The sequence below is a fragment of the Streptomyces sp. NPDC055815 genome, assembly GCF_053616475.1.
In genome coordinates, this window is record NZ_JBSHDU010000007.1 from 23,836 (window position 1) to 46,577 (window position 22,742).

At 71.6% G+C, this 22,742-nt stretch carries 23 protein-coding genes and 1 tRNA gene; 15 read left to right on the plus strand and 9 right to left on the minus strand.

What is annotated here, in order from left to right; all coding sequences use genetic code 11:
• Positions 1–85 precede the first annotated feature (85 nt).
• Complete coding sequence (locus tag ACWGN5_RS07215; RefSeq protein WP_453511914.1) at positions 86–1,639, plus strand: M28 family metallopeptidase; 1,554 nt, start codon at positions 86–88, stop codon at positions 1,637–1,639.
• Here the strand turns inward: ACWGN5_RS07215 and ACWGN5_RS07220 are convergent, their stop codons facing one another.
• Entirely contained in the window at positions 1,640–3,367 is a 1,728-nt protein-coding gene (locus ACWGN5_RS07220; RefSeq protein ID WP_453511916.1) for a helicase HerA-like domain-containing protein, read from the minus strand.
• Between the two features lie 97 nt (positions 3,368–3,464).
• Between ACWGN5_RS07220 and ACWGN5_RS07225 the strand changes: the two genes are divergently transcribed.
• Positions 3,465–3,761 (plus strand): type II toxin-antitoxin system VapB family antitoxin, encoded by a 297-nt coding sequence (locus ACWGN5_RS07225; protein WP_030209440.1) that lies wholly within the window; start codon positions 3,465–3,467, stop codon positions 3,759–3,761.
• Positions 3,762–3,865: 104 nt separating this feature from the next.
• On the plus strand, positions 3,866–4,492 hold the full coding sequence (locus ACWGN5_RS07230; protein WP_453511919.1) for a LytR C-terminal domain-containing protein: 627 nt from the start codon (positions 3,866–3,868) through the stop codon (positions 4,490–4,492).
• A gap of 56 nt (positions 4,493–4,548) precedes the next feature.
• Here ACWGN5_RS07230 and upp read toward each other — a convergent pair whose 3' ends face one another.
• Positions 4,549–5,184, minus strand: coding sequence for a uracil phosphoribosyltransferase (gene upp / locus ACWGN5_RS07235; protein ID WP_017240523.1), 636 nt, complete (start codon positions 5,182–5,184; stop codon positions 4,549–4,551).
• A 92-nt stretch (positions 5,185–5,276) separates the two neighbouring features.
• On the opposite strand from upp, the gene ACWGN5_RS07240 reads away from it, so the two are divergent.
• The 9 genes from ACWGN5_RS07240 (at position 5,277) to ACWGN5_RS07280 (ending at position 11,037) form a co-directional block, all read left to right on the plus strand.
• A complete protein-coding gene (locus ACWGN5_RS07240) occupies positions 5,277–5,486 on the plus strand; it encodes a hypothetical protein (protein WP_051787381.1) in 210 nt (69 codons plus the stop codon).
• Positions 5,487–5,694: 208 nt separating this feature from the next.
• Positions 5,695–6,231, plus strand: coding sequence for a tRNA adenosine deaminase-associated protein (locus tag ACWGN5_RS07245; protein WP_453512271.1), 537 nt, complete (start codon positions 5,695–5,697; stop codon positions 6,229–6,231).
• Positions 6,232–6,494: 263 nt separating this feature from the next.
• A complete protein-coding gene (gene tadA / locus ACWGN5_RS07250; RefSeq protein ID WP_453512273.1) occupies positions 6,495–6,923 on the plus strand; it encodes a tRNA adenosine(34) deaminase TadA in 429 nt (142 codons plus the stop codon).
• Positions 6,924–6,978: 55 nt separating this feature from the next.
• Positions 6,979–7,063: transfer RNA gene (locus ACWGN5_RS07255), tRNA-Ser, on the plus strand.
• A 450-nt stretch (positions 7,064–7,513) separates the two neighbouring features.
• The gene (locus tag ACWGN5_RS07260; protein WP_177181689.1) at positions 7,514–7,678 is read left to right on the plus strand and encodes a hypothetical protein; all 165 of its coding nucleotides are present in this window, start codon (positions 7,514–7,516) and stop codon (positions 7,676–7,678) included.
• Between the two features lie 9 nt (positions 7,679–7,687).
• Positions 7,688–7,981, plus strand: a complete 294-nt coding sequence (locus ACWGN5_RS07265) for a Dabb family protein (RefSeq protein ID WP_369145438.1) — start codon at positions 7,688–7,690, stop codon at positions 7,979–7,981.
• Between the two features lie 214 nt (positions 7,982–8,195).
• Positions 8,196–9,044, plus strand: a complete 849-nt coding sequence (locus ACWGN5_RS07270; protein WP_369145437.1) for an RNA polymerase sigma factor SigF — start codon at positions 8,196–8,198, stop codon at positions 9,042–9,044.
• Between the two features lie 235 nt (positions 9,045–9,279).
• The gene (locus ACWGN5_RS07275; protein ID WP_453511923.1) at positions 9,280–10,203 is read left to right on the plus strand and encodes an RNA polymerase sigma factor SigF; all 924 of its coding nucleotides are present in this window, start codon (positions 9,280–9,282) and stop codon (positions 10,201–10,203) included.
• A 51-nt stretch (positions 10,204–10,254) separates the two neighbouring features.
• Positions 10,255–11,037 carry a hypothetical protein gene (locus ACWGN5_RS07280; RefSeq protein WP_453511925.1) on the plus strand — a complete coding sequence of 261 codons (783 nt, stop codon included), beginning with the start codon at positions 10,255–10,257 and terminating at the stop codon, positions 11,035–11,037.
• Here ACWGN5_RS07280 and ACWGN5_RS07285 read toward each other — a convergent pair whose 3' ends face one another.
• Positions 11,038–11,955 (minus strand): oxidoreductase, encoded by a 918-nt coding sequence (locus tag ACWGN5_RS07285; RefSeq protein ID WP_453511927.1) that lies wholly within the window; start codon positions 11,953–11,955, stop codon positions 11,038–11,040.
• Between the two features lie 48 nt (positions 11,956–12,003).
• On the opposite strand from ACWGN5_RS07285, the gene ACWGN5_RS07290 reads away from it, so the two are divergent.
• Complete coding sequence (locus ACWGN5_RS07290) at positions 12,004–12,639, plus strand: TetR family transcriptional regulator (RefSeq protein ID WP_453511929.1); 636 nt, start codon at positions 12,004–12,006, stop codon at positions 12,637–12,639.
• A gap of 126 nt (positions 12,640–12,765) precedes the next feature.
• Here ACWGN5_RS07290 and ACWGN5_RS07295 read toward each other — a convergent pair whose 3' ends face one another.
• On the minus strand, positions 12,766–12,999 hold the full coding sequence (locus ACWGN5_RS07295; RefSeq protein ID WP_453511931.1) for a hypothetical protein: 234 nt from the start codon (positions 12,997–12,999) through the stop codon (positions 12,766–12,768).
• Positions 13,000–13,158: 159 nt separating this feature from the next.
• On the opposite strand from ACWGN5_RS07295, the gene ACWGN5_RS07300 reads away from it, so the two are divergent.
• Together ACWGN5_RS07300 and ACWGN5_RS07305 are read left to right on the plus strand one after the other, a co-directional pair.
• Positions 13,159–13,608 (plus strand): MarR family winged helix-turn-helix transcriptional regulator, encoded by a 450-nt coding sequence (locus ACWGN5_RS07300; protein WP_453511933.1) that lies wholly within the window; start codon positions 13,159–13,161, stop codon positions 13,606–13,608.
• A 14-nt stretch (positions 13,609–13,622) separates the two neighbouring features.
• A complete protein-coding gene (locus ACWGN5_RS07305; protein ID WP_453511935.1) occupies positions 13,623–15,218 on the plus strand; it encodes an MDR family MFS transporter in 1,596 nt (531 codons plus the stop codon).
• Between the two features lie 81 nt (positions 15,219–15,299).
• On the opposite strand, the gene ACWGN5_RS07310 is transcribed toward ACWGN5_RS07305, so the two are convergent.
• The 5 genes from ACWGN5_RS07310 to ACWGN5_RS07330 all read right to left on the minus strand — a co-directional run bounded on the left by ACWGN5_RS07310 (position 15,300) and on the right by ACWGN5_RS07330 (position 22,738).
• On the minus strand, positions 15,300–16,082 hold the full coding sequence (locus ACWGN5_RS07310) for a TetR/AcrR family transcriptional regulator (RefSeq protein WP_453511937.1): 783 nt from the start codon (positions 16,080–16,082) through the stop codon (positions 15,300–15,302).
• A 35-nt stretch (positions 16,083–16,117) separates the two neighbouring features.
• Complete coding sequence (locus tag ACWGN5_RS07315; RefSeq protein ID WP_453511939.1) at positions 16,118–17,617, minus strand: MFS transporter; 1,500 nt, start codon at positions 17,615–17,617, stop codon at positions 16,118–16,120.
• Between the two features lie 101 nt (positions 17,618–17,718).
• Positions 17,719–19,920, minus strand: a complete 2,202-nt coding sequence (locus ACWGN5_RS07320) for an ArnT family glycosyltransferase (RefSeq protein WP_453511941.1) — start codon at positions 19,918–19,920, stop codon at positions 17,719–17,721.
• On the minus strand, positions 19,917–21,176 hold the full coding sequence (locus tag ACWGN5_RS07325; protein ID WP_453511943.1) for a glycosyltransferase: 1,260 nt from the start codon (positions 21,174–21,176) through the stop codon (positions 19,917–19,919). The genes ACWGN5_RS07320 and ACWGN5_RS07325 overlap by 4 nt, the downstream gene beginning before the upstream one ends.
• A 71-nt stretch (positions 21,177–21,247) precedes the next feature.
• On the minus strand, positions 21,248–22,738 hold the full coding sequence (locus ACWGN5_RS07330) for an ATP-binding protein (protein ID WP_453512275.1): 1,491 nt from the start codon (positions 22,736–22,738) through the stop codon (positions 21,248–21,250).
• Positions 22,739–22,742: the final 4 nt, after the last annotated feature.

Genomic DNA, 22,742 nt, shown 5'->3' on the forward strand with positions numbered 1-22,742 from the left:
ACAGTAATTGTGACGGATCTGTTCACAGAATGCCCCCGAGATCGCTAGCTTCCCCTCAACCTCGTCCGTACCGGGAAGGACTTCTGTGAACGCATCCCAGCGCCGAGCCGCGGCCATCCTCGCCGCCGCCGCCCTCGCCACCCCGCTGGTCCTTGCCTCCCCCGCCACCGCGGGACAGGACCCGGCTGCCGCACCCGCCCGCGACGCCGCCCGGCTGGCGAAGAAGCTGGTCCGCGAAACCACCGCCCAGGACGCCTACAAGCACCTGCAGAAGTTCCAGGCCATAGCCGACTCGGCCGGCGGCAACCGCGCGGCCGGCACGCTCGGCCACGACGCCTCGGCCGCCTATGTGTACACGCAGCTCAAGAAGGCCGGATACGACGTCCGCTACCAGAAGTTCGACTTCATCTACACCGAGACGCTCGCCGAGAAGGCCTCCGTCGTCGCGCCCGCGCCCCGGGCGCTCGGCATCAAGGCCATGACGTACACGAAGTCCACCCCGGTCGGCGGCATCAACGCCGAGCTCGCCGCCGTGCCCGTCGACGCCGACGGCTCCACCGGCTGCGAGCCGGGCGACTTCGCCTCCGGCACCTTCACCGGGAAGATCGCGCTGATCAAGCGGGGTGTCTGCTCCTTCGCGATCAAGCAGCAGAACGCCGCCGCGGCCGGCGCCGTCGGCGCGGTCGTCTACAACAACGTCGACGGCGCGCTCTCCGGCACCCTCGGCACCCCGGAGTCCGGCGCGATCCCCACCGGCGGGGTCAGCCTGGCCGAGGGCACCCAGCTCGCCGCCGACCTCGCCAAGGGCCCGGTCTCGCTCTCCTTCGAGATCCGCCAGCTCCAGGAGAAGCGCAGCACCAACAACGTCATCGCGGAGACCCGCGGCGGCAACGCCGCCAACACCGTGATGCTCGGCTCCCACCTCGACTCCGTCACCGCGGGCCCCGGCATCAACGACAACGGCTCGGGCTCCGCCGGACTCCTGCAGACCGCCCTGGAGCTCGCCAAGTCGAAGGACAAGGTCCGCAACAAGGTCCGCTTCGCCTGGTGGTCGGCGGAGGAGGTCGGCCTCCTCGGCTCCGAGCACTACGTCAAGAGCCTCACCGCGCTCGACAAGAAGGAGGTCAAGCTCTACCTGAACTTCGACATGATCGCCTCGCCGAACTACGGCCTGTTCGTGTACGACGGCGACAACTCGGACGGCGTCGGCGCGGACGCCGGCCCCGAGGGCTCCGCCCAACTGGAGCGCGACATCACCGAGTTCATGGACCGGCGCGGGGTCCCGCACGAGGGCACCGACTTCACCGGCCGCTCCGACTACGGCCCGTTCATCAAGGTCGGCATCCCCTCCGGCGGCACCTTCACCGGCGCCGAGGGCATCAAGACCGCGGCCCAGGCAGCCAAGTTCGGCGGCACGGCGGGCGTCGCGTACGACGTGAACTACCACGCCAAGGGCGACGACATCAGCAACATCGACATGACGGCCTTCGACGTGAACATCGACGTCATCGCCCACGCCGTGGGCACCTACGCCCACGACCTCTCGTCCCTGCGCAAGCCGGTCGTCTCCGTCCCGACCACCGGCGACGCGGGCAGCGGCGGCGGCCTGCACGGCGACCACGACGAGGTCGCCCTCTAGTCAGCGCCTCCGACGGGCCGTACCGAAGATCGAGCGGCTGATCTCCCGGCCCAGCTGGGTGCCGATCGACCGGGCCAGGGACGTGAAGATCCCACTGCCCACCACCTGTTCGGCGAGCGAAGGCTCCTCCTTCTGCCGAGGAGCCTTCGCCCCCGCCTTCTCCGCCTCCTCCGCCTTCTCCGCCTCCTCCGCCTCCTTCGCGGCCGCCGCCTCCAGGGCCGCCGCCTCCGCCGCCCGCTGCTCGGCGGTCAGCTTCTCGTACGCCGACTCCCGGTCCACCGCCTCCGCGTACCGCCCGTACAGCGGCGAAGCCTTCACCGCCGCGTCGAGGGCCGCCGCGTCGACCGGCCCCATCAGCGACTCCGGGGCCCGCAGCCGGGTTGCCGCCACCGGGGTCGGGGCGCCCTTCTCGCTCAGTACGGTGATCACCGCCTCGCCCGTACCGAGGCCGGTCAGCACCTCCTCCAGGTCGTACGGCGAGTTCGGGAAGGTCCGCACCGTCGCCTTCAGGGCCTTCGCGTCGTCCGGGGTGAAGGCGCGCAGCGCGTGCTGCACCCGGTTGCCGAGCTGCCCGAGCACGTCCGAGGGGACGTCCTTCGGGGTCTGCGTCACGAAGAAGACCCCGACGCCCTTCGAGCGGATCAGCCGCACCGTCTGCGTGATCGACTCCAGGAACGCCTTCGAGGCCCCGCCGAAGAGCAGATGCGCCTCGTCGAAGAAGAAGACCAGCTTCGGCTTGTCGAGATCGCCGACCTCGGGCAGGTCGTGGAAGAGGTCCGCCAGCATCCACATCAGGAAGGTCGAGAACAGCTGCGGCTTGTCCTGCACGGCCGGCAGCTCCAGGACCGAGACGATCCCCCGCCCGTCCGCCGCCGTCCGCAGGAACTCGCTCGTGTCGAACTCCGGCTCCCCGAAGAAGTCCCCCGCGCCCTGCTGCTCGAAGGCCGTGATGGAGCGAAGGATCACCCCGGCCGTCACCGTCGACAGCCCGCCGATCCCCTTGAGCTCGGCCTTCCCGGTGTCCGAGACCAGGAAGGCCACCACCGCCCGCAGGTCCTTGAGGTCGATCAGCTCCAGACCCTTGGAGTCGGCGTAGTGGAAGATCAGGCCGAGCGACTGCTCCTGCGTCTGGTTGAGCTGGAGCACCTTGGAGAGCAGGACGGGACCGAAGCTGGTGACCGTGGCGCGGACCGGGATGCCGGGGCCGGTGCCGCCGAGCCCGTAGAACTCGCAGGGGAAGCCGCGCGCCTGCCACTCCTGGCCGACCTGCCCGGCGCGCTCCCGGACCTTGGCGCCGTCCTGGCCGGGCGTCGAGATGCCGGAGACGTCGCCCTTGATGTCGGCGAGGAAGACCGGGACGCCGTTCGCCGAGAGCTGCTCGGCGATCAGCTGGAGCGTCTTCGTCTTGCCGGTGCCGGTGGCCCCGGCGACCAGACCGTGCCGGTTGAGCACCGGCAGCGGGAGACGGATGCCCGCTTCCGGGTGACAGGTGCCGTCCCAGAGCAGCGCCCCCAGTTCGAGTGCGGGTCCGTCGAAGGCGTACCCGGCGGCGATCCCGGCGGCGGGCCCCGCCAGGGAGGCCGGAGCCGTCCCGGTCGCTGCCGTCTCCGGCGCGGGAGCCGTCCCCGTCGCTGCCGTCTCCGGCGCGGGAGCCGTCCCCGTCGCTGCCGTCTCCGGCGCGGCCGTCGCGGCCGCTTCGGTCTCCGGCGGCTGCTCGCTGACGCTCATGACGGCACCCCAATTTCGGTTTTGTCACGGTTTGCACCAGCATCCCACTGCCGTCGCGTGGCTGCGCCGGGAGCCGCTCGCCCGGTAGGCTTTCCGTGTGATCTTCAAGCGCATCGGAAACGGAAAGCCGTATCCCGACCACGGCCGGGAAAGCACCCGGCAGTGGGCGGACGTCGCCCCGCGCCCGGTCCGCCTCGACCAGCTGGTGACCACCAAGGGCCAGCTGGACCTGGAGACCCTGCTCGCCGAGGACTCCACCTTCTACGGCGACCTCTTCGCGCACGTCGTGAAGTGGCAGGGCGACCTCTACCTCGAGGACGGACTGCACCGCGCCGTCCGCGCGGCGCTCCAGCAGCGCCAGGTGCTGCACGCCCGCGTCCTGGAACTCGACTGAGCCGACGCCCCCGCTGAGCCTTTCGGGGTCAGTTCGCCCCCATCCGGACGCGATCACATGATCATCAAGTAGGCATCGCCGACGGGCGGCATTACGCTGCGTTCATGAGCATGCTCACTCCCCCCGGCATGGGCGGTAAGTACCGCATCACGGGGGATGTCTACCCCCGCATGCGCCGCCCCCACCGCCGGCGCAGGATCGTCCTCGCGTCCGCCGCCGCCGTGGTCGTGCTCGGCGCGGCCGGCTGGGGGACGCTCCAGCTCGTCGACGTCTTCTCCGGCGACGGGGGAACGAAGACCACGGCCGGGAAGCAGGCCGACTGCAAACCCGCGCCCACGCCGACGGCCGCGCCCGCCGCCTTCCCGAAGCCCGCGCAGATCACCGTCAACGTCTACAACGCGACCCCGCGCAGCGGACTCGCGAAGACGACCGCGGACGAGCTGAAGAAGCGCGGCTTCACGATCGGCAAGGTGGGGAACGCGCCCACCGCCTACGACAAGAAGGTCACGGGCACCGGACTGCTGCTCGGCGCGCCCGCGGCCACCAAGGGCGCCTTCACGGTCCTCGGCACCCAGCTCGCGGGCGCCACGACCAAGACGGACACCCGGGGCACGGCGGACGTGGACCTGATCATCGGGACCGCGTTCAAGACGCTGTCCCCGAAGGCGACGGCGGACGCGGCCCTGGTCGCGTTGACCAAGCCCGCGCCCGCGGTGAAGCCCTGCCGTTAGGGGTTCTTCTACTCGGCCGAGCCGACTGTGTCTTATTCGGCGGAGCCGACTGTGTCTTATTCGGCCGAGCCGTACATGCGGTCGCCCGCGTCGCCCAGGCCCGGGACGATGTAGCCGTTCTCGTTGAGCCGCTCGTCGACCGAGGCCGTCACGACGGTCACCGGCGTGCCCGCGAGCTCGCGCTCCATGACCTCGACGCCCTCCGGGGCGGCGAGGAGCACGACCGCGGTCACGTCGTCGGCGCCGCGCTTGATGAGCTCCTGGATCGCCGCGACCAGCGTGCCGCCGGTCGCCAGCATCGGGTCCAGGACGTAGACCTGGCGGCCCGAGAGGTCCTCCGGCATCCGCGTCGCGTAGGTCGACGCCTCCAGCGTCTCCTCGTTGCGGATCATGCCGAGGAAGCCGACCTCGGCCGTCGGGAGCAGCCGGACCATGCCGTCGAGCATGCCGAGCCCGGCGCGCAGGATCGGGACCACCAGCGGACGCGGGTGCGACAGCTTCACGCCGGTCGTGGGCGTGACGGGGGTCTCGATGTCGACCTGCTCGGTCCGCACGTCCCTGGTGGCCTCGTAGGCGAGCAGGGTGACCAGCTCGTCGGCGAGACGGCGGAAGGTCGCGGAGTCCGTGCGCTTGTCGCGCAGGGTGGTGAGCTTGTGGGCGACCAGGGGGTGGTCGACGACGTGGAGACGCATGACTCAACAGTAGCCCGCCGAACACTGGCGTCGACCCACGGCGCCGGGGCAAAGTGGGGGCACAGGGACCCAGCGATGGGGTGGTGTGGCCGATGCCCGACCTGGAAGAACCGGCCGAGGAAGCCGCCGAGGGGGCGGCCCGCACGCCGGCACCGGAGACCGACGCGGAGCGCCGCAGGCGCCGCGCCCAGTTCCTCCGCGAGCTGAACGAGGCCAAGGCGCTGCGCGAGCGCGTGCAGCCGCGACGCGCCCGGGCCGCCCGGATGCGCCAGGCGATGCGCATGCGGACCTTCCGCTGGTGAGGCCGTCCCGGACGGATCATCCGCTGTGCGCCCCCTTCGTGCGCCGGGGTCGCACGCCCGCCCGATGGCGGGGTCGTTCAGACTGATGCACGACGCAAGAGCCGAAGACCTCTCCTGACGGCGTCGTATCTGTCACGATGCCGATTGGGCGGGGCATCAGGCTCGCGCCGCCGGAACGTCACACCTCTGATCAGTGGGAGAGAGTCAGGTGTACTTCGCCGCACTGCTCGCGCGCACCGAAGACGGGTGGGAAGCGAGCGACACGGAGCTCGACGACGTGGAGACCCTGTCGGATCTGACCGAGCTCGCCCGTGAGGCCTCGGACGACGACACGGTGATCGTCTTCATCGAGCAGGAGGACGCGTGGTTCGGGATCGTCCGGATCGAGGGTGAGGAAGACCCTCGCATCTACGTCTCGGACGGGGCCGCCGCCGCCCGTTCCTCGTACGGGGAGATGCTCACCCGGGAGCTCCTCGGGGACGATCTGGACGACCTGGTCGACGACCTGGAGACGCTGGACCTGGACGGCACCGAGGACGGGGAGCCGCCGGCCGCCGACCCGGACGAGGACGACGAGGCGGGCTCCGTCGCCGCCGAGGCCGTCCCGGCCGCTCCGGTGGGCGACCGGCTGATCCTGGCGGACCTCGGCATGTCGGCGGAGGACCTGCTGGCCCTCGACGCCGACGCGCTCGCGGAGATCGCGGACGCGCTGGGCGCCGCGGACGTCCTGGAGGCCGTCCGCTAGTGGCACCTGCGGTACCTGTTCCCGACGCGAGGGGCGACGCGGCGGGCGAGGCGAGGGACGAGGCGACGGGCGACGCCCCGGCGAGGTCCATGACCGATCCCGTACGGGACGCGGTGGGAGACCCCGACGCCGTGCCCGACGCCGTACGGGAGCCCGTACGGGATCCCGGCGCGGACGCCCTGCCCGACCCCGTACGGGAGCCCATAAGGGACCCCGGCCCGGACGTCGTTCCCGATCCCGTACGGGATCCCTGGCGGGATGCCATGCGGCTTGCGATGGCCGAGGCCGAGGCTGCCGGGCCGGCCGGTGACGTACCGGTCGGCGCGGTCGTGCTCGGGCCCGACGGCGCCGTGATCGCCCGCGCGCACAACGAGCGGGAGGCCACCGGCGACCCCACCGCGCACGCCGAGGTGCTCGCCCTGCGCCGGGCGGCCGCGGTGACCGGCGAGTGGCGGCTGACGGGCTGCACGCTCGTCGTGACCCTGGAGCCGTGCGTGATGTGCGCCGGCGCACTCGTCCAGTCGCGGGTCGAGCGGGTGGTGTTCGGGGCGCTCGACGAGAAGGCGGGCGCGACCGGTTCGCTCTGGGACCTCGTGCGCGACCGCCGGCTCAACCACCGCCCCGAGGTGATCCAGGGCGTCCTCGGCGAGGAGTGCGCCGAGCAGTTGACGGCCTTCTTCCGCGCCCGCTGACCTGCGGCGGGATACGGATTTCATCGCAGGGCCAAGTTGGGCTAAGCTCTCTCTCGGTAGCGTGTCCGAGCGGCCGAAGGAGCTCGCCTCGAAAGCGAGTGTGGCGCAAGTCACCGAGGGTTCAAATCCCTCCGCTACCGCTTCGATCGAAGGGCCCGACGCATCAGCGTCGGGCCCTTCGGCGTATCTCCCCCACGCACACGGAAGAGCCCGCGCACGGGAAAGGCCGTACACGGGAAAGGTCGCACACGGGAAAGGCCCCGGTTCGCGCGCGTGGCGCGGCCGGGGCCTTCTCACGTAGGACGGGGGGAACGGCATCGGGGGGACAAGCCGTTCCCCCCGATGAGAACCGGACCTGCAAGCCCGTACCGCAGTCAGGGGGGAAGCATGCGGCGCGGACCCCGCAGTGCGGGCCGGTTCCTTCGAGCCCCGCCGATTCCTGCCAGATCCGCCGGGCTCGACATCCATACTGCTCGCCCATCACTCTTCCGGGGGGCGGCGAAAGGCCCCGATCGCCGGGCCCTTGGTCCATAAAGCCTCGGTTAGAGTGGCGCGGTCGTACGGCGGGGGAACAGGGGAGGGCTGGGCAGATGGCGCAAGCGAAGAAGGTCGCGCTCTACGCGGTCGTGGTCTTTGTGCTGTACACGATCGTCACATCTCCCGCCCGGGCGGCCGATCTGGTGCAGGTAGGGTTCGAGGGCATTTCCAGCGCCGCCCAGGGAGTCGGTCAGTTCATGACCGAACTCGTCAACTAGGAGCTTTCCGTGATCCGCCATCTGGTCCTCTTCAAGCTCAATGACGGTGTCGACCGCGACGAGCCGCGCGTGGTCGCCGGCGTCGAGGCGTTCCGCGCGCTCGGCGAGCAGATCCCGGAGCTGCGCTTCTGGGAGTGCGACTGGAACATCACGGACCGGCCGATCGCCTACGACTTCGCCATCAACTCGGCCGTCGAGGACAAGGACGCCCTGCAGCGCTACCTCGACCACCCGGCGCACCAGGCGGGCGTCGCCCAGTGGCGCGAGTTCGCTACCTGGGTGATCGCGGACTACGCCTTCTAGTCCTCCTCTTCACCCCGAGGCTCCCCGCCGTCGCGGCGGGGGGCCTTTTCCGTGCGTGACCTCCCCTTTTTCCGCCAACATGCCCTCAACACGGGACTATGCGGTGCTTGCACACAGTGGACATGTCTTGTGATGCTATGACCGCTTTTGACGGATGAGTTGACCGTAGTTGACCCAGTCGACCAGCAAGACCAGCCAAAGGGGTGGCGTGAACGTGCCGGCCAGTACAGCACCTCAGGTCCCGCCCCAGCACGAGGCGGGTGGAGCGGCGGACACCCCGCGCCCCCGGCCGCAGAGCAGCCGGGGCGCCGACACCCGGGCGCTCACCCAGGTGCTCTTCGGGCAGCTCAAGAACCTGGAACCCGGGACCCCCGAGCACCACCGGGTCCGCGGGGCCCTCATCGAGGCCAACCTGCCGCTCGTACGGTACGCGGCGGCCCGCTTCCGCTCCCGCAACGAGCCGATGGAGGACGTCGTCCAGGTCGGCACCATCGGCCTGATCAACGCCATCGACCGCTTCGACCCGGACCGGGGCGTGCAGTTCCCCACCTTCGCGATGCCCACCGTCGTCGGCGAGATCAAGCGGTACTTCCGCGACAACGTCCGGACCGTGCACGTGCCGCGCCGGCTGCACGAGCTCTGGGTCCAGGTGAACGGCGCCACCGAGGACCTGACGACCGCTCACGGCCGCTCCCCCACGACCGCGGAGATCGCCGAGCGGCTGCGGATCGGCGAGGACGAGGTGCTCGCCTGCATCGAGGCCGGCCGCTCGTACCACGCGACCTCCCTGGAGGCCGCGCAGGAGGGCGACGGGCTGCCCGGGCTGCTCGACCGGCTCGGCTACGAGGACCCCGCCCTGGCCGGCGTCGAGCACCGCGACCTCGTCCGCCACCTGCTCGTCCAGCTGCCCGAGCGGGAGCAGCGGATCCTGATGCTGCGCTACTACAGCAACTTGACCCAGTCTCAGATCAGCCAGGAGCTCGGCGTCTCCCAGATGCATGTGTCAAGGCTCCTCGCCCGCAGCTTCGCCCGCTTGAGATCCGCAAACAGGATCGAGGCGTAGCTGGAACGGGTAGACCGGTTCGGAGCAGTTCTCCGGGTGCCCAAATGCCGTACACCCCTTGTTTCCTGCGGAAATGTCAGCTGTCCGTGTCGACAAGTCACTACAGCGTGTTGCCGACATGTGACATTCTGCTGGAACCGAGTTTGCCGCAGCCCCGCCGCCGGTATTCAGGTGGAGGCTGCGTTCCTCAGATGGTCGCGGCCACCGCGACCGTCCGCGACCTCAAGGGGGTGGCATGTCCACAGAACTGGGCAGCTCGAAGGTGCTCACGCTCACGCCCGTTCCCGTGCCCACGCAGACGACGGCGCCGACCGCGACCGACAGCGCGGAGACCGCTGCGACCGCCGAGGTCGCGCCGCCGCCGATGACGGTCGCGCCCGGAGCGCTCGACACGCGCACCCTCTCCCGCTCCCTGTTCCTGCGGCTGCGCGCCCTCGACGCGGAGGGTGCCGCGGCCGACAGCCCGGAGCGGACCTACGTCCGCGACACCCTCATCGAGCTCAACCTCCCCCTCGTGCGCTACGCGGCGGCCCGCTTCCGCTCCCGCAACGAGCCGATGGAGGACATCGTCCAGGTCGGCACCATCGGCCTGATCAAGGCGATCGACCGCTTCGACTGCGAACGGGGCGTGGAGTTCCCGACGTTCGCGATGCCGACCGTCGTCGGCGAGATCAAGCGCTTCTTCCGCGACACCTCCTGGTCGGTCCGCGTCCCGCGCCGACTCCAGGAGCTGCGCCTCGCCCTCACCAAGGCCAGCGACGAGCTCGCGCAGAAGCTCGACCGCTCCCCCACCGTCCCCGAACTCGCCGCCGTGCTCGGGGTGTCGGAGGAGGACGTCGTCGACGGCCTCGCCGTGGGCAACGCGTACACCGCCTCCTCGCTCGACTCCCCCTCGCCCGAGGACGACGGCGGCGAGGGCTCGCTCGCGGACCGCCTCGGCTACGAGGACACGGCCCTCGAAGGCGTCGAGTACCGCGAGTCGCTCAAGCCGCTGCTCGCCAAACTGCCGCCCAGGGAGCGGCAGATCATCATGCTCCGCTTCTTCGCCAACATGACGCAGTCGCAGATCGGCGAGGAGGTCGGCATCTCCCAGATGCACGTCTCGCGCCTCCTCACCCGGACCCTCGCCCAGCTGCGCGAAGGCCTCATCTCCGACTGACTTCCCGCAAACCACTGCCCTGTTGACGACTCGTCAGCCAGACTGGGGCGCATGAGGCGAAGGAAGCCGGGACTTGCGGCGGTGGCGCTCTGCCTCGGCGGGGCGCTGACCGCGTGCGGCGGCGGAGGAGACGGCGAGGGGTACGCGGCGGTCGGCGCCGGCCCCTCCCCGAAGGGCGCGGTCGCCCCTTCGGGCGTGGTCACCCTGGTCCCCCTGGAGCCCTCGGAGAGCGGGACGACGTCCAGCACGTCGTCCCCGTCACCCGCGCCCCCCGGAAGCCCCGGGACGCCGCCCACGGGCCCCGACGGGGCCTCTCCGGGCCCTTCAGGGACGCCGGGGACTCCTGGCAGCCCAGGAACCTCCGGGACCTCCGGACCTTCCCGTACGGGATCGAGTACGGGATCGAGTACGACTCCGCCGACCGCGCCCGGCACCGGCGGCACCCCGCCCCGCACCCCCTCCACGACACCCGGACCCACCACCCCCGGCACGCCCCCCACGTCGCCCACGCCGACGACCCCGCCGGGGCCCGCCGTGCTGACCGTCTCCGCGCCGAGCCTCGCGGAGAGCGACCGGCGCTGGTGCCAGCGGGTCACCGTCACCTTCCGCAACACCGGTGGCACCGCCGCCGCTTCGGGCACGGTCGGCTTCGCGACGCACGTCATCGGCCTGCTCGGCACCGACTGGGGAACGGTCGCCACCAGCCAGCCCCTGCCCGCACCGATCGCCGCCGGGACGGCACGCACCCAGACGTACACGGTGTGCGTGGACTCCTGGCGGGTGCCGCTCGGCATGCGCGTCGACACCCGCGAGGTCACCGCCACCTGGCGGTGATCACACGTACCGCACCCCCGTCAGCCCCTCCGAGAGGTCCCACAGTCGGCGGCCCGTCCCCGGGTCGGACGCCGCGTCCGAGAGGCGGACGCGGGTCGGGGTGCCCCGGAGTTCGCCCATGCCGTCCGGGCCGATGAACTCGCCGCCCGCGACCGACGGATCGGTCGCCGCGTACAGCTGGGGCAGCGCTCCCCGCTCCGGGCGCTGGGCGAGGAGCGGATTGCCGATGCGCCCGAAGAACAGCTTCGCCAGGCCCGAGGTGTCCTTCATCTGGAGGTTCGTCGCGGTGTAGCCGGGGTGGGCGAGCACGCTGCGGACCGGGCTCGCGGTCGCGGAGAGGCGGCGGTGCAGCTCCTTGCCGAAGACGGCGTTGGCGAACTTCGACTGGTTGTAGAAGGGCATCGGCGCGTAGCCGTGCTCACCGTTCAGGTCGTCGAAGCGGAGGCTGCCCTGCCGGTGGTTGATCGAGCTGACCGTGACGACCCGGGGGTCCGTCCCGGCGGCGAGCAGGTCGAGCAGCAGGCCGGTGAGCGCGAAGTGACCGAGGTGGTTGGTCGCGAACTGGAGCTCGTGGCCCTGGGGACTGAGCGTGCGGGGCGGCGCCATCACGCCCGCGTTGTTCACGAGGACGTCGAGACGCGGGTGCTCGGCGCGCAGCCGGTCGGCGAAGGCCCGGACCGAGTCGAGGTCGGCGAGGTCGAGCGGGCGGACGTCGAGGAGGCGTGGGTCGGCGCCCAGGGCCTCGGCGGCGCGGCGGCCCTTCTCCTCGTCCCGTACGGCGAGGATCACGCGGGCGCCCCGGCGGGCGAGCTCGCGGGTGGTGGCGAGGCCGAGGCCGCTGTTGGCCCCGGTGACGACGAAGACCCGCCCGGTCTGGTCCGGGATCAGGTCGGCGGTCCAGCGCTGCTTCTCAGTCATGCGGCACACGTTGCCGTTCGTGTCACCGAGTGTCAAGCACGGCTCTGGATGTCACGGAAGTCACCGCGTACCATCGTTCCCGTGACCACCCTCGCCCAGCGCAAACGCCAGCTCGTCGCGACCGAGCTCACCGAGGCGGCGCTCCAGCTGCTCGCCCTCCGGGGCTTCGACGCGGTGACCGTCGACGAGATCGCGACCACCGCGGGGGTCTCCAAGCGGACCTTCTTCCGGTACTTCGCGTCCAAGGAGGACGTGGTCGTCCAGTTCCTGGCCGGCATGGGTGCCGACATGCGCGCGGGGCTCGCCGCCCGGCCCGCCGGGGAGCGGCCGTCCGAGGCGCTGCTCCAGACCGTCTCCGTACCGCTGGCGGTCTGCGGCGACCACGCCGAGCGCGCGCTGCCGGTCGTCCGGCTGATCCTGCGGACGCCCGCGCTCCTCGCCCGCTTCCTCGAGCACCAGGCCCGGTGGCGCGAGGAGCTGACCGAGGAGCTGGCGGCCCGGCTCGGCCGCGATCCCGGGACCGACCTCTACCCGCGGCTCGCGGCGGGCATGGCGCTCGCCGCCTTCGACGCCGTACTGCACCGGTGGAGCGAGGGCGAGGGTGAGAGCCCCGAGGATCCGGGTGGGCTGATCGAGGAGGCCTTCGCGGTGCTCGCGCCCGCCCTGGATTCCGTGAACAAGTGAATCCGTGAGCAAGTGAATCCGTTAGCAAGTAGATCCGTGAGCAAGTAGATCCGTGAGCAAGTAAAAAGGTGGGCCGGTCCGCGTGCTGCGGACCGGCCCACCTCTGCAGGGGTACGGAAGCGCTGGTCAGCCCAGCGCCAGCCAGGCGACGGCCGCCAGGACGACGATCGCGGCGACGACGCCCACGATCAGGCCGACCCGGGGGCCGCCCGACGCGGCCGCGGCCTGCGGCTGCTGCCGCTGCGGGGTGCCCTCGTCGACGAAGGCGCGGAACATCTGCGTGCTGCCGGCGGGGTCGTAGCCCTCGGGACCCTGAGGGGGCTGGCCCTGGCCGTACGGTGCTTGGGGGTTGTGTGCCATGGGCCAGGACCCTAGCGAAGTCGGGGTGAGGGGCCCAAGCCCCGGCACCACCCCTTCACCTTTGCCGATTCTTTAGCGCCGTTTGACCGATTTAGTTTGCCTGAAGCAACCATCCATCTCTATGGTTGCCCTAAGCAACAAGATGGACGGGGGTGCCCGATGGCGACGCGGAACAGGTACGAGGAACTCGCCCGCTCGGTGAGTGCGATCGGAGCCGTGAAGCGCGGACTCGCCCGTGCCCTGCCCGTCGAATGCCAGGGCGGCTCGGCGGCCGTGCTCGCCCTGGTCAAGCACCACGGCGACATGCGGACGAGCCGCCTCGCCGAACTCATGGCCGTCGACATGTCCGTGTGCAGCCGCCATGTGGCGCACACGGTGGAACACGGCTGGATCGAGCGCCTGCCCGACCCGGAGGACAAGCGCTCCCGCATCCTGCGACTCACCGAACCGGGCCACGCGATGCTCGGCGAGCTGGACCGCCGGGTGACCGAGGCCTTCTCCCGCCACCTCTCGGAGTGGTCCGACGACGACGTCGAACTCCTCACCCACCTGCTGGTCCGCCTCCGCGACTCCTTCGGGGACTGCCGGGCCCAGGCCCACCACGCTTGAGAAAAAGGAAGTTCATGGCTACGACCACGCCCGACACCGGTGCGCGGGACGGCGTCACCGGTACCGGCGGTGGCGGCGAGACCGCCCCGATGACGCACCGGCAGATCATGGAGGCGCTGTCCGGGCTGCTGCTCGGCATGTTCGTCGCCATCCTGTCCTCGACGATCGTCTCCAACGCCCTCCCCCAGATCATCACCGACCTGGGCGGCGGCCAGTCCGCCTACACCTGGGTCGTGACCGCCGCCCTCCTGGCGATGACCGCGACCACCCCGCTCTGGGGCAAGCTCGCCGACCTCTTCTCCAAGAAGCTGCTCGTCCAGATAGCCCTGATCATCTACGTCGCGGGCTCGGTCGTCGCCGGCCTCTCGCAGAGCACCGGCATGCTCATCGCCTGCCGTGTCGTCCAGGGCATCGGCGTCGGCGGCCTGACCGCCCTCTCCCAGATCATCCTGGCCGCGATGATCGCCCCCCGCGAGCGCGGCCGGTACAGCGGCTACCTCGGCGCGACCTTCGCCGTCGCCACCGTCGGCGGCCCGCTGCTCGGCGGTGTCATCACCGACACCGAATGGCTCGGCTGGCGCTGGTGCTTCTACGTCGGCGTGCCCTTCGCGATCATCGCGCTGATCGTCCTGCAGAAGACCCTGAAGCTCCCCGTCGTGAAGCGCCAGGTCAAGGTCGACTGGGCCGGCGCCTTCTTCATCAGCGCCGCCGTCTCCCTGCTCCTCATCTGGGTCACCTTCGCGGGCGACAAGTACGACTGGATGTCCTGGCAGACGGCCGTCATGGTCGGCGGCTCGGTCCTCCTCGGCGCGGTCTTCGTACTCGTCGAGTCCAGGGCGAGCGAGCCGATCATCCCGCTCCGCCTCTTCCGCAACCGGACCATCACCCTCGCCTCGCTCGCCTCGCTCTTCGTGGGCGTCGCGATGTTCGCCGGCACGGTCTTCTTCAGCCAGTACTTCCAGCTGGCGCGGAACGAGTCGCCGACGATGTCCGGCGTCCTCACCATCCCGATGATCGGCGGCCTGTTCGTCTCCTCGACCGTCTCCGGCCTGGTCATCACCAAGACCGGCCGCTGGAAGGCGTGGCTGGTCAGCGGTGGCGCCCTCGCCGCCGGCGGCCTCGGCCTGCTCGGCACGATCCGCTACGACACGGCGTACTGGCACATCGCGCTGTTCATGGCGGTCCTCGGCCTCGGCCTCGGCATGATGATGCAGAACCTGGTGCTCTGCACCCAGAACCAGGTGGCCCCCGCCGACCTCGGCGCCGCCTCCTCCGTCGTCACCTTCTTCCGCTCCCTGGGCGGTGCGATCGGTGTCTCGGCGCTCGGCGCGGTCATGGCCCACCGGGTCACGGACTACGTCAAGGAAGGCCTGGCCGAGCTCGGCCCGAAGGCCGCGGCCGCGATGGGCAAGGGCGGCTCGGGCGGCGGCATCCCCGACATGGACAAGCTGCCCGCCCCGATCCGTACGGTCATGGAGGACGCGTACGGACACGGTGTCGGGGACGTCTTCCTCTACTCGGCCCCCTTCGCGCTGCTCGCCTTCGTGGTGACGCTGTTCATCAAGGAAGTGGCGCTGAAGAGCAACACGGCGAAGGCCGAGGCCAGGTAGAAAAGCTCCCGGACGCGCTTCGAGCGGAGGCGCGGCCGGGTCCGGTACGGAGCGGCGGGCAGGGGACGGCCCGCCGCTCCGTCATGTCCCGGCGCCCTCGGCGGCCTCGCGCGCGACCATGACCTCGATGCCGGCGATCAGGACGTCCAGGGCGTAGCCGAAGTCGCGGTCCCAGACCTCGCTGAGGCTGTCGTGCGAGGTCCGCTCGTCGAGGATCTCCCGCAGGCCCTCGATCTGCTCCGTGAGGCCCGGGTCGTCCCGGAAGGCGCTCACCGAGTCCACGTAGAACTCGTCCTGAGACATCCCGGCCTCCGCCGCGCGCCGGCCGAACTGGGACTCGATCGTCCCGTAGCCGTACACGAACTGGAAGACCGCCGACATCGCGCTCGGCCGGCGGTCGAGCGAGAGGCCGGTCTCCGCGACCGTGTCGTGGATCTTCTGGCCGACGGCGATCGCGTTCGGCCCGATGTTCAGGTACTGGCCGGCGCTCGGCGACATCCACCCGTGGCGGACCAGCATCCGCCGGTAGTCCAGGGCGAGCAGCCGGATCCGCTCCTGCCAGCTCCCGGCGGCGTCGACCGCCGTGAGGTCGATCTCCCCGTAGACGCTGTCCATGGCGTACTCGAGGATGTCGTCCTTGGTGTCCACGTACCAGTACAGGGACATCGCGGTGACGTTCAGCTCGGTCGCCAGCTTGCGCATCGACAGCTTGGCCAGGCCCTCGTCGTCGAGCATCCGGACCGCGGCGGCCACGATCCGGTCCCGGTCGAGCCCGGCGGGGCCGCCGCCGCTGCGGGCGGCCCTGTTCTCCAGCCAGACGCTGGAACGCGCCGGGTTCTTGGCCCGATCGGCTGCCTTGACCATCGCGTTCCTCCGTCTGTCAGCGGTCCGTCACCATGCTAGGCAGCGACCGGCTGCTCGGTGTTCACTGCCTTCTCCGCGCGCTCGGCCCGCTTGAGCAGGGCCGCCGCGAGCAGACCGCCGGCGAGGACGGCGATCGCGCCGACCAGCTGGCTGGTCTGGAGGCCGGAGGCGAAGGCGTCCGAGATCTGCCGGCGCTCGGCCTCGCCGCCGGCGGCGGCCAGCGCGGCGGGCAGGGAGGTCGCGGTGACGGCGACGAGGGCGGCGAAGCGGGCGTTGAGCACGGCTCCGAGGACGGCGACGCCCAGGCCGTTGCCGAACTCGGCCAGGGTGCCGTTGATCCCGGCGCCCACGCCCGCCTTCTCCGGCGGGATCGCGCTCATCAGGGCGTTGGCCATGGCCGGCGAGGAGACGGCGATGCCGAAGCCCATCAGGACCAGGCCGAGCAGCATGCCCCAGTAGCTGCCGTCCGTGCCGCCGCCGAGCAGCGCGATGGAGGCGAGGCCCGCGGCGACCAGGGTCATGCCGAGGACGACGGTGGGCGGGGTGCCGAGCTTCATGACGATCTTGGGGCCGACGCCGGTCAGGTTGAGGCCGACGATCGTCAGCGCGAGCGGCGCCATCCGGAGACCGGCTTCGAGCGGCTCGTACCCGAGGACGAACTGCAGGTGCTGGGTGAGCAGGAAGAGCGAGCCGCCCATGCCGAAGACGACCAGGATCGAACCACCGATGGCGCCGATGAACTTCTGGTTCCGGAAGAAGTGCATGTCGAGCATCGGGTACGGGGTGTGCAGCTCCCACAGCGCGAAGGCGCCGAGCCCGGCGACGCCGATCGCGGCCGGGACGAGGACCTGCGCGGAGAGCCAGCCGTGCTCGGGGCCGCTGATGATCGCGTACACGACGGCGGTCATGCCGATGGTGGAGAGCAGAGCGCCGAGCAGGTCGGGGCGCTCTCCCTGCGGGTTCTTGGACTCCGGGACCAGCTTGAGGACGGCGACGAGGGCGACGACCGCGACCGGGATGTTGATCAGGAAGATCATTCCCCACCAGAAGTGGTTCAGGATCACGCCGCCGATCAGCGGGCCGCCGGCGAAGCCGAGCGAGGCGACCGTGGACCAGAGGGCGATGGCCTTGACCCGCTCCGAGTCGTCGAAGATCTGCATCACGACGGCGAGGGTGGTGGTCATCAGGAGCGCGCCGCCGACGCCCATGCCCGCGCGGGCGGCGATCAGCTGCGCGGTGGAGCCGGCGAGGCCTGCGGCGAGCGAGCCGAGGCCGAAGAGCGCGAGGCCGGCGGCGAGGAGCTTCTTGCGGCCGTAGCGGTCGGCGGCGTTGCCGGCGGTGAGCAGCAGGCCGGACTGGACGAGCGAGTAGGCGTTGATCATCCACTGGATGTCGGTGGTGGAGGCGTGGAGCTCCGAGGTCAGCGAGGGGATGGCGACGCTGAGCACGGTGTTGTCGAGCAGGACGGTGAGCTGGGCGAGACAGATGACGCCGAGGATGAGCCAGCGCTGGGGATGGCCGCCGGTAGCTGTCATGGGACGGGACTCCTATACGGTGTACGAGGCCAAGGCTCGTACACCGTATAGGAGGTCTCTTACGCTGTATAGGAGTTTTTTCCGCAGGGCTGCTTCACGGGCTACTTCTCCCTGGTCAGGTCGTAGAAGGTGGCGCCGCCGACGGTCGTCTTCTCGAAGGTGGACTCCACCCACGAGGTGATCTGCGCGCTGCTTCCGCCGGCGCCGAAGCCGCCGCCGGAGGCGATGAAGTAGTGGATCCTCCCCTCGGCCACGTACTGCTTGAACCGGTCGAGGGTCGGCGACGGGTCGCTGCCGTTGAAGCCGCCGATCGCCATCACGGGCTTCTGGGTCGCGAGCTGGTAGCCGGCCGCGTTCTGGGCGCCGATCGCCGCGCCGACCCAGGTGTAGTCGTCGGCGTCGGCGAGGAGCTTCCGCTTGGCCTCGGTGCCGACGCTGGCGCCGTTGAGCAGACCGCCGACGGTGCCGGGACGGACGCCCTCGGGGAGCTGCGCGGGGCCGCCGGGGGGCTGACCGGCCTGACCGGCCTGACCGGCCTGGGGCTGGCCGAGCTGTCCGCCGGGAGCCTGGCCGCCGTTGGGCGGCTGGCCCATGCCCTGCCCTTGCCCCTGGCCCTGCCCCTGTCCCTGGCCTTGCCCCTGGCCCTGCCCCTGTCCCTGGCCTTGCCCCTGGCCCATGCCCTGGGCGCCCGGGCCGGGGCCGTACAGGACGAACATCGGGGTGCCGCCCCTCATGCCGGGGCCGCGGCCGCCCGTCGCCGCACCGGACGGGCCGGCCGTCACGATCGAGCCCTGGTGCCCCTCGGCCACGGTGGCCAGGGTGTACGCGAAGGGGCCCGCGAGGCCCGCCGCGAGGCCGAGGCCCGCCGCCGCGAGGCCGAACCGCCGGTCGACCCGGCCCGCGAGGAGGAGGCCCAGCGCCGCCGCGCACCCGGCGACCAGCACCGTCCAGCGCAGCCACGGCAGCCAGTCCGGCGTACGGCCCAGCAGCGTCCAGCCCCACACCGCCGTCACCGCGACCGAGACGGCGAGGGCCGCCGAGGCGAGGAACCGGGTCCGCTCCTCCCACAGCACCGCCGCACCCATGCCGATCAGGGCGGCGACGTACGGGGCCATGGCCACCGTGTAGTACTCGTGGAAGATGCCGGCCATGAAGCTGAAGACGGCCGTCGTCACCAGCAGCGAGCCGCCCCAGACCAGGAACGCCGAGCGCGCCGTGTCCGTACGCGCGGCCCGCCAGGTCACCACGAGCCCGGCGACGAGCAGCAGCAGCGCGGCCGGGAGCAGCCAGGAGATCTGGCCGCCGATCTGGTCGTTGAACATCCGGCCGATGCCGGTCTCGCCCCAGCCGCCGCCCGCACGCGCGGGCAGCTCCATCCCGGCGGGCATGTTCTCGGTCACCGGGCCGGCGCCGCCACGGCCCCCGCCGACGCTGCCGACCTCGTTGCCGTTGATGCGGCCGAGGCCGTTGTAGCCGAAGGTCAGCTCCAGGAAGCTGTTGTTCTGCGAGCCTCCGACGTACGGGCGGGAGGACGCCGGCCACAGCTCGACCACGGCCACCCACCAGCCCGCCGAGACGAGCATCGCCAGCCCGCCCAGGGCGAGCCGGCCGAGCCGCCGCCCGAGGCCGCCCGGCGCGCACACCACGTACACGAGGGCGAGCGGCGGCAGGATCAGGAAGGCCTGGAGGGTCTTCGCGAGGAACGCGAAACCGAGGGCCACGCCCGCCCACACGAGCCACTTCGCGCTGCCCGCCTCCTGCTCCAGGGCGCGCAGCACGCAGTACACCGCGACCGTCGTCAGGAGCGCGAGCAGCGCGTCCGGGTTGTTGAAGCGGAACATCAGCGCGGCGACCGGCGTCAGCGCGAGGACCGTGCCCGCGATCAGGCCCGCGCCCGCGCCGAACCGGCGCCGCACGGCCGCGTAGAGCACGGCCACCGTGCCCACGCCCATGAGCACCTCGGGCACCAGGATCTGCCAGGAGCCGAGCCCGAAGAGCCGCACGGACAGGGCCATCGGCCAGAGCGCGGCCGGCGGCTTGTCGACGGTGATGGCGTTGGCCACGTCGAGGGCGCCGAAGAAGAAGGCCTTCCAGCTCTCGCCGCCCGCCTGGACGGCCGCGGAGTAGAAGGAGTTGGCGTAACCGGAGGCGCTCAGGTTCCACAGGTAGAGCAGCGCGGTGGCGGCGAGCAGGCCGAGGAAAGCGGGCCGGACCCAGGGGGCGTCCTCGGCACGGCCGCGCCACAGCCGGGCGGGCCGGCCGCTGCGGGGCGCCGCGGGGACGGCGAGGGGCGGAGTGGTCATCGTTCGTTCCTTGTCGAGGCGCGGTCCGGGAAGACCCAGAGCCGGAAGAGGAGGAAGCGCAGGACGGTCGCGGCGAGGTTGGCGACGATCAGGACGGCGAGCTCGGTGGAGTGCGCCGGATCGCCGGTCGCCGCGCCGAGGGCGGCGAGCGAACCGCTCGTCAGGGCGAGGCCGATGGCGAAGACCACGAGCCCCTGCGCCTGGTGGCGGACGGCCCGCTCCCGGCCCCGGACGCCGAAGGTGAGGCGCCGGTTGGCCGCCGTGTTGGCGACGGCGGAGACGAGGAGCGCGCCGGCGTTGGCGAGCTGCGGGCCGACGCCGAGGCGGAAGGCCGAGTACAGCGCGAGGTAGAAGAGCGTGGACAGGACCCCGACCACGCAGAAGCCGACGAGCTGGCGGGCGAGCCCACCCGGCACACCGTTCAGTTCACGGTCCCGGGGGTCGTCGCCGAAGGGCCGGGCGAGCCGGTCGAGGGGCAGCGAACCGGTCGCGAGGGCCCGCCCCACCCGCCAGACGCCCCGGAGGTCGTCGGTGGCGGTCCGCACGAGGTGGACGGTCGAGTCGGGGTCGTCGACCCAGTCGACCGGCACCTCGTGGATGCGCAGCCCGGCCCGCTCGGCGAGGACCAGCATCTCGGTGTCGAAGAACCAGCCGGTGTCCTCCACCATCGGCAGGAGCCGCTCGGCGACCTCCCGCCGTATGGCCTTGAAGCCGCACTGCGCGTCGGAGAACCGGGCGGCGAGCGAGGACCGCAGGATCAGGTTGTAGGCGCGCGAGATGAACTCCCGCTTCGGCCCGCGCACCACCCGCGAGGAGCGGGAGAGCCGGGAGCCGATCGCCAGGTCGGAGTGGCCGGAGATGAGCGGCGCGACCAGCGGGAGCAGCGCGTTGAGGTCGGTGGACAGGTCGACGTCCATATAGGCGAGGACGGGCGCGTCCGAGGCCGACCACACGGTCCGCAGCGCCCGGCCCCGGCCCTTCTGTTCGAGCCGTGTGGAGCGCACCTCGGGCAGCTCGGCGGCGAGGGCGGCGGCGACGTCGGGGGTCGTGTCGGTGGAGGCGTTGTCGGCGACGGTGATGCGGAAGCCGTACGGGAAGGTCCGGAGGAGGTGCTCGTGGAGCCGGCGGACACACGGCTCCAGGTCCTTCTCCTCGTTGTAGACGGGGACGACCACGTCCAGGACGGGCCGTCCGGCCACGTTCACCGGCAGGTGGTCCCGGGCGGGAAGGGCTTCCCCGAGGGTTTGGGTTCGCATGACAGGGACACTCCCGGGCCCCGCTGTCACGGCTGTGTGATGCGCCTGTGGCCCGCCTGTGAGTCCTGCTGTCAGGCCCCGTTCATGGGGAGCCGGACGGTGAAGACGGTCCGCCCCGGGGCGCTCTCGACGGTCACGTCCCCGCCGTGGGCGAGCACGACCGCGCGGACGATGGCGAGGCCGAGGCCGGTGGATCCGGCCTGGCGGGAGCGGGAGGCGTCGCCGCGCGCGAAGCGTTCGAAGACGGCCGGGAGCAGCGCGGGCGGGATGCCCGGGCCGTCGTCCTCGATCTCGACGAGCGTCGCCGCCGGTTCCGTGCGGACGTGTGCGGTGACCTTGGTGCCGGGCGGGGTGTGGGTACGGGCGTTGGCGAGGAGGTTGACCAGGACCTGCTGCAGCCGGGCGCCGTCGGCCCGTACGAGCGCGCCGGCGGTGGGCAGTTCGAGGCGCCAGTGGTGGTCGGGTCCGGCGGCACGGGCGTCGCTGACGGCGTCCACGACGAGCGGGACGAGGTCGAGCGTCTCGTACGCGAGGGGCCGGCCGGCGTCGAGCCGGGCGAGCAGCAGGAGGTCCTCGACCAGGCCCGTCATCCGGGTGGCCTCGGACTCGATGCGGAGGAGGGCGTGCCGGGTGTCGGGTCCGCACTCCTCGTGGCCGCGCCGGGTGAGCTCCGCGTACCCCCGGATCGAGGCGAGCGGGGTGCGCAGCTCATGGCTGGCGTCCGCGACGAACTGCCGCACCCGGGTCTCGCTCTGCTGGCGGGCGTCGAAGGCCGAGTGGACGTGGTCGAGCATCCGGTTGAGGGCCGCGCCGACCTGACCGACCTCGGTGCGCGGGTCGGCCTCCGCCTCCGGGACCCGCTGATGGAGCGCCACCTCCCCGCTGTGCAGCGGCAGTCGGGCGACCTGACGGGCGGTGATGGCGACCCGCCGCAGCGGGCGGAGGGCGACCCGGACGAGCACGGTCCCGGCGAGCGAGGCGGCGACCAGCCCGGCGCCGGTGACGCTCAGCTCGACGAGGACGAGGGTGGAGAGGGCGTCCTCGACCTCGGTGAGGGGGATGCCGGTGAGGAACTCGCCCAGGGCCCCGGCGGAGTACTGGACCCGGTACGAGCCGAGGCCGCCGGGCAGCTCCACGGTGTGCGGCCGACCGTCCCGGGGGACGGCGGCGAGGGCGGCCGTCTGGGCCTCGTCGAGTTTCTCGACCCGGAAGTGCACTCCGTACGCACCGCTGTCCTCGGTCTCCGCCTGATACCCGGCGGAGGAGACGCCGTCGCCCGTGAGCACGGCCCCGAGCGTGCCGTTCGGCACGCCGCGATCGACGACGAAACCGAGCGGGTCCCGGCTCCGCACCGGATCGGGCGGGCCCAGGGCGATCGGCGGCCCGGCGGCCCGGTTCGAGACGGCCCGCACCTGCTCGTCGGCCTGGTCGTACAGGTACGAGCGGAACGCGATCGTCGTGACCGTGCCGATCACCGCCGAGACCACCGCGATCAGCGCGACCGCAGACACGACGAGCCGGGTCCGCAGCGACCACGGCCGCCGCCGACGTACGCCTCGCAGCACG